This window comes from Faecalibacterium sp. Marseille-Q4137 (assembly GCF_017377535.1).
GTDB lineage: Bacteria > Bacillota > Clostridia > Oscillospirales > Ruminococcaceae > Faecalibacterium > Faecalibacterium duncaniae.
The window spans coordinates 1-8,530 of sequence record NZ_JAFREK010000064.1; the positions used below are offsets into that span (position 1 = coordinate 1).

At 54.6% G+C, this 8,530-nt stretch carries 9 protein-coding genes and 1 tRNA gene; 3 read left to right on the top strand and 7 right to left on the bottom strand.

Translation table 11 applies throughout. The annotated features are described in order from the left end of the window. Positions 1-98 precede the first annotated feature (98 nt). Both J3353_RS15005 and J3353_RS15010 read left to right on the top strand, forming a co-directional pair. Positions 99-338, top strand: coding sequence for a helix-turn-helix domain-containing protein (locus tag J3353_RS15005; protein WP_370569216.1), 240 nt, complete (start codon positions 99-101; stop codon positions 336-338). Between the two features lie 93 nt (positions 339-431). Further along, positions 432-1,607: a site-specific integrase gene (locus tag J3353_RS15010; protein ID WP_207685155.1), complete on the top strand. Its 1,176-nt coding sequence runs from the start codon at positions 432-434 to the stop codon at positions 1,605-1,607. A gap of 88 nt (positions 1,608-1,695) precedes the next feature. Here J3353_RS15010 and J3353_RS15015 read toward each other — a convergent pair. Next, a tRNA-Ser gene (locus J3353_RS15015) sits at positions 1,696-1,787 on the bottom strand. A gap of 571 nt (positions 1,788-2,358) precedes the next feature. Here J3353_RS15015 and J3353_RS15020 point away from each other — a divergent pair. Beyond that, a complete protein-coding gene (locus J3353_RS15020) occupies positions 2,359-4,596 on the top strand; it encodes a glycoside hydrolase family 2 protein (protein WP_207685156.1) in 2,238 nt (745 codons plus the stop codon). 101 nt (positions 4,597-4,697) lie between these two features. Here J3353_RS15020 and J3353_RS15025 read toward each other — a convergent pair whose 3' ends face one another. The 6 genes from J3353_RS15025 to J3353_RS15050 form a co-directional block, all read right to left on the bottom strand. Continuing rightward, positions 4,698-4,979 (bottom strand): helix-turn-helix transcriptional regulator, encoded by a 282-nt coding sequence (locus tag J3353_RS15025; RefSeq protein ID WP_347562940.1) that lies wholly within the window; start codon positions 4,977-4,979, stop codon positions 4,698-4,700. After that, positions 4,976-5,338, bottom strand: coding sequence for a type II toxin-antitoxin system RelE/ParE family toxin (locus tag J3353_RS15030; protein ID WP_117534360.1), 363 nt, complete (start codon positions 5,336-5,338; stop codon positions 4,976-4,978). Before J3353_RS15030 ends, J3353_RS15025 begins: the two co-directional genes overlap by 4 nt. 194 nt (positions 5,339-5,532) lie before the next feature. Then, positions 5,533-5,736 carry a hypothetical protein gene (locus tag J3353_RS15035; RefSeq protein ID WP_156059129.1) on the bottom strand — a complete coding sequence of 68 codons (204 nt, stop codon included), beginning with the start codon at positions 5,734-5,736 and terminating at the stop codon, positions 5,533-5,535. A gap of 43 nt (positions 5,737-5,779) precedes the next feature. After that, a complete protein-coding gene (locus tag J3353_RS15040) occupies positions 5,780-6,076 on the bottom strand; it encodes a TM2 domain-containing protein (RefSeq protein ID WP_005928832.1) in 297 nt (98 codons plus the stop codon). 115 nt (positions 6,077-6,191) lie between these two features. Continuing rightward, a complete protein-coding gene (locus J3353_RS15045) occupies positions 6,192-7,610 on the bottom strand; it encodes an MFS transporter (protein ID WP_242700997.1) in 1,419 nt (472 codons plus the stop codon). A gap of 462 nt (positions 7,611-8,072) precedes the next feature. Further along, the coding region (locus J3353_RS15050; protein ID WP_207685157.1) for a TM2 domain-containing protein at positions 8,073-8,530 on the bottom strand (458 nt) is incomplete at its 5' end.

Here is an 8,530-nt window from a genome sequence, read left to right on the forward strand (position 1 = left end):
GGACAGGAATGAGCGAGATCGCAGCCTGCACTTTGATTCAGGAAGAGCCTGACCGCAAGACGGAGCGGTACACTCCATTATAGAAAGGGGGGATCTGTTTGGGCGAAGAAACTTTGAATCCCCGTGATGCGTACCGTGTGATGCTCCGGGATTACCCGGATGTGCTGAACATCGACCAGATGTGCGAGATATTGAGCGTCAGCACAAAAACCGGGTATGCGCTTTTGAAAAAGGGGAGCATCCAGCATTTGAAGGTCGGACGCTCCTACCGCATCCCCAAGGCACATCTTTTGACTTATCTTATCGGATTCGCACCCGGTCACACCATCCGGGCGTGACATCCTTGCATTCTCTCCTGCCGTTGGGTACACTGATGGTGTCAGCGGCAGAAGTTACATATTCAGGTGGATGCAAAGACAGGAGGAAACATTATGGTAGCAGGGCATCTGCAAGAAAAAAACGACTTCTACTACATCGTTCTGAGTTACAAGGACGCAGACGGAAAGCGAAAGACCAAGTGGGAAGCCACCGGTCTGTCCGTCAAGAGGAACAAGAAGAAAGCTGAAGCTCTTTTGCTGGAACGTCGGAGGAACTTCATGGTTCCCACCGCACCTGCGGAGATCCGCTTGGACGATGACATTCTCTTTTCGGACTTCATGCTGAAATGGCTGGAAGTCACGAAAAGCTCTGTCCAAATCACGACCTATGCCAGCTATCAAGGAATGGTGGAGCGCATCATCGCTCCCTATTTCCGCAAGCGCGGCATCAAGCTGGTAGACCTGAAAGCCACCGATTTGCAGGATTTCTATACCAAACAGCTTGAACGGGTCAAGGCAAATTCGGTGATCCATTACCATGCAAACATCCACAAGGCATTGAAGTATGCGGTCAAGATCGACCTGATCCCCACCAATCCGGCAGATAAGGTCGAGCGTCCGAAGAAGAATGCGTTCAAGGGCAGCTATTACAGTGCCGAAGAGATCCATGCTTTGACGGAGGTCGCAGAGGGCACCAAGCTGGAGATCCCGGTTCTGCTGGCATCCTTCTACGGCCTGCGCCGCAGCGAGGCGCTGGGGCTGAAGTGGGATGCGATCGACTTTGAGGAAAACACTCTGGAGATCAAGCACATCGTTACGCAGGCATCCATCGACGGCAAAAAGGTTCTGGTACAGGCAGACCGTGCAAAAACGAAGTCCAGCCTGCGGACGCTGCCTCTTGTGCCGCCCATCCGTGACCGCCTGCTGATGCTGAAAGGTCAGCAGGAAACCTACCGCCGCCTGTGCGGTAAAAGCTACAACCGGGATTATCTGGGCTATCTGTGTGTGGACGAGATCGGGAACATCATCCGCCCCAACTACGTTTCCGAGCAGTTCCCGAAGCTGTTGGAGAAAAACGGTCTGCGTCCTATCCGCTTTCATGACCTGCGTCATAGCTGCGCCAGCCTTCTTCTGGCAAACGGCGTTCCCATGAAGCAGATTCAGGAATGGCTGGGTCACAGCGACTTCTCCACCACCGCCAATATTTACGCCCACCTCGATTACGCTTCCAAGCTCTCGTCTGCACAGGCGATGCTGGAGGGGCTGGGCTATGGCAATGCGTCAGCATGATGCCATACGCCCACAAGACAGGGTGGACGGGCGATGTTCCGGCAAAAAAGAATGGACAGACGAATAAAATTCATCTGTCCATTCGATTTGGCGGAGCATCAGGGAGTCGAACCCTGGCACCGGTCTCCCGGCCTATCGCATTTCGAGTGCGACCTCTTACGACCACTTGAGTAATGCTCCAGATATTAAATTTTAGAATGCGCCGTGCATTCTGGGAAAACTTTGGAGAGAATTGCAGGAGAGAACGCCAGAAAATCGTTCCCTCACGAAGTCGGAAAACCCGCATGAAACCTAGCAAAACCGGAAAACCACTTCCAAAAAGCCAGTTAGATTTCGAGTCGTTCTCGTTACGACCACTTCGATACATCTCCATATTCATAGCTTTATAATTATAGCAAAAAGCCGCCGTTCCGTCAACACTTTCTGCCGGAGGGACCCACAGCGCCAAAGAGGCCCTCTGGTCAGGGATGAGCGGAAGCCGCTGCCTCCCTCTGCGGGGACGGACACCCTCTTTTTCGTCTCTGCTTCGGGGAGCCTTTTCATGCTGTGCTGTCGTTTCTAAGGGCCAGATTGTAAAATCGTGGAATCATCGTCTGGATTTTCACAAAATATTACTATTTTGCCAAAAGATTGTACAAACCCTACCTCCCTCTGATGTGCTATACTGAAATCAACAACCGGCCTGTTTCCGGCATTTCTTCTGCCATACAGGCCGCCGAAACAAAGAAGAAAACCAGAAGGAGCAGTATCGATGAGAGAGATCATTTCCTTGAACGAAAACTGGACCCTGTCCTTCCCCAAGGGCGAGCGTCCCACCGAGCAGGTCACCCTGCCCCACACCTGGAACGCTGTGGACGGCATGGACGGCAACGGCAGCTATCTGCGCACCACCGGTGTCTACACCCGCACCTTTACCCAGCCCAAGCAGCCTCTGGCTGGCGGCCGCACCTACGTTGAGGTGCTGGCAGCTGCTCTGGCCGCAACCGTGAAGGTCAACGGCCAGGTGGCAACCACCCACGAGGGTGGCTTCTCCATCTTCCGTGCCGATGTCACCGACCTGTGCCACGAGGGCGACAACGAGCTGACCATCGAGGTCTCCAACGAGGACACCCCCTCCATGTACCCCGCTTCCGCCGACTTCACCTTCTACGGCGGCCTGTACCGCGGCGTGAACCTGATCAGCGTGCCCGGCACCCACTTTGACCTGGACTACTTCGGCGGCCCCGGCATCAAGGTCACCCCCAAGCCCACCGAGGATGGCGGTGCCACCTTCGAGATCGAGAGCTGGGTCACCAACGGCGAAGAAGCCTACACTGTGATGTACAGCATCGAGGACTGCTACGGCAACGAAGTTGCTTCCGGCGTGCGCCCCTGCGACAGCACCAAGGTCATCCTGTACGTTCCCGATGCCCAGCTGTGGAGCATGGACGAGCCCAACCTGTACACCGTGACCGCCCGCCTGCAGAAGAACAACGAGACCTTTGACGAGATCTACGCCAACGTGGGTGTCCGCAGCTATACTGTGACCCCGAACGACGGCTTCTCCATCAACGGCGTGCCCACCCCGCTGCGCGGCGTGGCTCGCCATCAGGATCGTCTGTACAAGGGCAACGCCCTGACCGCTGAGGATCACTACGAGGATGCCATGCTCATCAAGGAGCTGGGTGCCAACACCATCCGTCTGGCCCACTATCAGCACAGCCAGGACTTCTACGACGCATGTGACGAGCTGGGCTTCGCCGTCTGGGCTGAGATCCCCTTCATCAGCGTCTTTAAGAAGGACCCCTCCGCTCACCAGAACTGCCGTCACCAGATGACCGAGCTGATCATCCAGAACTACAACCACCCCTCCATCATGTTCTGGGGCCTGTCCAACGAGATCCTGATCGGCGGCATCTGCCAGGAGCTGGTGGACAACCACCACGACCTGCAGAAGCTGGTGCGTGAGCTGGACCCCACCCGTCTCACCACCATTGCCCACGTCTCCAACACCCCTGTTGACGGCCCCATGCATCACATTACCGATGTAGAGAGCTACAACCACTACTTCGGCTGGTACGGCGGCAAGATGGAGCAGAACGGCCCCTGGCTGGACAAGTTCCACGCCGAGCACCCCGACATCTGCATCGGCATCTCCGAGTACGGCACCGAGGGTATCATCAACTGGCACAGCAACGATCCCCAGTGCAAGGACTACACCGAGGAGTATCAGGCACTGTACCACGAGCATCTGGCTCAGGTGTTCGAGGATCGTCCCTGGGTGTGGGCTACCCACTGCTGGAACATGTTCGACTTTGGCTGTGCTGCCCGCAACGAGGGCGGCGTTGCAGGCCGCAACAACAAGGGCCTGATGACCATTGACCGCAAGACCAAGAAGGACAGCTACTTTGTCTACCAGGCATACTGGTCCAAGCAGCCCATGGTCCACATCGCTGGCCGCCGCCATGCACAGCGCGCAGGCGAGACCACCGAGATCAAGGTCTACTCCAACCAGGACACCGTTGTGCTGTACGTCAACGGCAAGGAAGTCGGCCAGCAGACCGCACACCGCGTGTTCAAGTTCAATGTTGCTCTGGAAGAGGGCTTCAACACCATCCTGGCCGTTGCCGGTGACGTGAAGGATTCCATCACGCTGGAAAAGGTCGAGAAGGAGCCTGATTGCTACACTCTGCCTGAGTTCAACGAGCGTCAGGAGGGCGTTGCCAACTGGTTCAAGCAGGTCGGCAGCCTGGATCTGAAGGCTCCGATGGAGTTTCCCGAGGGCTATTACAGCATCAAGGACAGCATGGAGGATCTCTCCAAGAACGAAGAGGCTCTGGCTCTCGCTACCAGGGCTGTCAAGCTGGCCACCAACTTTGACGTCAAGCCCGGCGTTGGCATGTGGGATATGATGAAGCGCATGACCCCTGAGACTATGGCTAAGATGATCAACATGCCCGATGGCTTTATCGAGAGCCTGAACGCACAGCTAATCAAGATCAAGAAGTAAGTACTTCCTGCATCTGAACACCAAAAAACAAACGAACCGCCCCGGCACTGCACAAAGCAGCCGCCGGGGCGGTTTTTGTATGCGGCAAATGGCAAGATGAATCAGGCCGCTGAGATGGTCAATTTCAAACCCAGCTGCTGGAAGATCTTCAGCAGGGTATCCAGATTGGGCATCGTTTTAAAGGATTCGATCCGTGCCACCGAGGATTGCGGAATACCGCACCTCGCTGCCAGTTCCCGCTGGCTCAATCCCATCGCATTGCGCTGCTCTACCATTGCTTTCACGATTGCAGACATTGCTTCCGCTTCCCGGATATCCTTTGCAATGTCCGGGTCAACAGCTGCCACATGCTCCTTATAATCGTTCCAGGTCCTCATATTCATTCACCCTTTCTTGCAAGCCAATCATCACGTTCCGCTTTTGCTCGTTCAATTTCACGCCGCGGTGTTTTTTGCGATCTCTTCCGAAACTGGTGCAGCAGCACAAACCGGTCACCCCGCCAACAGAAGTAGAATACCCGGTTATTTCCCGGACGCAGCTCCCAGATGCCATCCATCAGATGCTTCGTCACATTCTCGGAAAGCCGTGTTCCGTTGTCCTGCAGCAGCTGGATATACAACACGATCTGTTTATACTGTATTCGCGCATCCTTATTGGATGCGCTTTTTATCCGCAGCTCTTCCAAAAAGTCCCACAGTTCGGAAACGCCTCTGTCGTTCTCGTAAAATTCGACTGTATACATTCATGTTCCTCTTCTATGTGCGGCTTATCCCTCAGCCTTATGATAGCACATTTGCTATCAGTCGTCAATCTATTTTCTCATCTCCCACACTCTCTTGCAAACCAAAAGGGCCCTGCGGCATTTGCAGGGCCCTTTCGGTTATGGGAAATCATGAAATATCAAAGCATCTTTACCATGCTGCCCCAGCCTGCGGCTCAGCGCTTTTTGCTGCGCTTCTTCTTGCGCGGGGCAGAACGGGCAGGGTTCTGGGTGGGAACAGAATCATTGGAGCGCTTCTGCTCCATCCGATATCTGACGTAATTGGGAATCACGACCGCGATCACGATCAGCAGGACCCAGACCAGGATGCTGGGCTGCTCGTGGTTGGTGTTGAACAGAAACTGTATAACATTATCCATAGGGTGTTTTCCTTTCCGGCCCAGCAGGCCGCCAGAGGGCTTTTTACAGCCAGATGTTGCCGTTCTCGTCCGGTTTCATGGGCACGGCAATGATGAAGTCCACGATGGTCATAGCGGCAGAGAAACCACTCCAGAAGGTTGCCAGATACAGCAGGCCCAGCACCGGGCGCTTGGCATAGAACTGGTGCGCACCAAACGCACCCAGAATGCACAGGCGCATATATTTCTTGCGGCTGACACAGTGCTTTTCACGGTGTTCTCTCCAGTATAACAGGTGGTCGATGGTGTTCCAGATGAACCCATGGTCCGGGTCCTTTACCCACTGTGTCTTTTCTTCCATGTACGATGTACCTCTTGTTTGAATTTTGTTCCAAAAGCAGAAAACCGCCCGCCGCAAGGGCGAGCGGTTTTCCTATTTGATTTTACAGGTTTCCGCAGAAAATTGCAAGTACCAATTAGGCGTTCTCAGCCATGGTCTTCATCTTGATCTGAGCGACCTCATCCTGGATCTCTTCCATCTTCTCCTTGGTCAGGGGATAGAACTTCATGGCGATCAGGTTGCAGACCAGGCCGATCATGATCATGCCGTAAGCGCAGAAGACAACGCCCATACGCAGGCCCGGGGTAACAGGGTCACCCATAACGGGGTTGTGATCGGTGAAGCCGCACATGCTGAACATGATACCGGCGACCATGGGAGCGAAAGAGGAGACCAGCTTATCCACGAAGCTGAACAGGGTGCCCATCAGGCCGGGGACGTACTTGCCGGTACGGTAGACTTCGTAGTCGGCGCAGTCAGCGGTCATGGGGATAACGATGTTGCCGGAAATGCCCTGGAAACCAGCGGCGATGATGGTCAGAACGAGGTACAGGATCAGGAAGTAGCCCCAGTTCAGAGCACCGGTAGCGGGGTTAGAGGTCATGGTGGTGGGATCGCCCAGCAGCCACAGGGCTGCCAGAGCGCCGTTGATGACCAGACCACCCACAGAGCCGATCAGCATAGCCTTGCGCTGACCCAGTCTGGTAGCAAAGAAGCTGATGAACAGGAAGCACACGATGGTGCTGGGGATGGTGACCAGACCGGTAACGTTACTCTGCAGCAGGTTGGAACCGGCGATGCAGGCGAACATGGCGACCATGACGGCGCTGGACTTTGCAGAGGAGCCCAGTTTATCGGTAGATGCGGACAGGACCAGCATCTGAATGGCACGGTTGTTCTTCAGGGTATCCCAGTAATCCTTGATACCGACCTTGATGGGCTTGCCGGTGCCGAAGAACTCAGGACGATCCTTGGGGGTAATGGAGATCACAGCGATCACGGTGAAGCAGGCGGACATGATAGCGGTCATCAGCCACAGGGTGTGCATGAACTGGGTGGAAGCGTAGCCGCCCACATCGGTGTAGCCATCAGCAATACGAGGGATGATGATGCCCAGAATGGCGAACAGCAGGGTGTTGAACACGCCGTCGAAGGAAGCGAACATGGGGCGCTGCTTGGGGTCATTGGTCATGCAGCTCTGTGCAGACTTGGTAACAACACACTGGCAGGTGTAGCCCAGATAGTAGACCATCAGGACGACCACATAGAAGGGGAAGCGCACGCCCTGAGGCAGCTTGTGGGTGACATGGAAAGCGATGTAGCTGGTCACGCACAGGATGATCTGACCGATCACGATGAACGGGCGGTTCTTGCCGAACTTGCCGTTGGTCTTATCGACCATGAAGCCGACGAACGGGTCAGTGACACCGTCCCAGATACGCATCATCATGGTCAGGGAAGAAGCGACCATCATGCCAACGCCGACCCAGCCCATCAGGTAGTAGGTAGCGTAGTTCATCATCATCAGATAAACGTTGGTTGCGGTGTTGTTCAACGCGTAGCCTGCGATACGCCACAGGGGAACGCGGTGGATGCCGTTGTGCTCATAGTCCTTATCATAGAACTTATCCGGCAGACTTCTGGTTTTGCCATTTCATTCTCTCCTTTGTTCACACAGGAACATTCTCCGTTTTCTCCATGGGGCTTACAGCTGCCACTGCGTACCAGCCCGTCCGGAACTTTATGTCTATATTATGAACGCTTTTTGATATATCTGTTAGTAATATTTTAAGGTAAAACAGGTCAATTTTACGATTATGGGAAAAGTTTCACGAATGTGAAAAATTCTATTGTGCTTATTGCACAATCAATTGATATACTAGTATAGCACAACGCCAGTTAGCCGCCACTATGTTCCGCGCCGGAGAACGGACCTGCAAACGCCAGAAAGGGCCCACGGCAAATGCCGCAGGCCCTTTCTGGCGCTAGGAGGTAAATGAATGAATAGAGGAAGATGTCAGATCAGGATGTCGCCGTTCTCATCAGCCTGCATGGGCAGGGCAATGAGAAGGTCGGTCACGCAGAGGAAGAAGGGCACCACGCTCCAGAAGAACAAGGTGTAGAAGGCCGCCAGCACATACCGCTTTTCATAGTAGCGGTGGCCGCCGCACCAGCCCAGAAACAGGCAGAGCAGAAGGTACTTCTTTTTGTTCACCTTGTGCCTTACGCGGTTCTTTTTCCAATCGTGATACTTACCAATGAGGCCCGGGCTCTTCTCCTTTTCAAGATCGATGCCGGCTTCCAGCTTGGCATCCTGCAGCGCCAGCTCCGCCTTGATAAAGTCATCCCGTGTGAACTCTTCGCCGGTCTCCAGCTTGTGGAACACATCGTCCGTTACCTGCTGGCGGCTGCCGGTGCCGTAATAGCCGGTGCTCCAATCGTCCTTTTCCTCGTCGTAGTGCTCCACATCGCCCA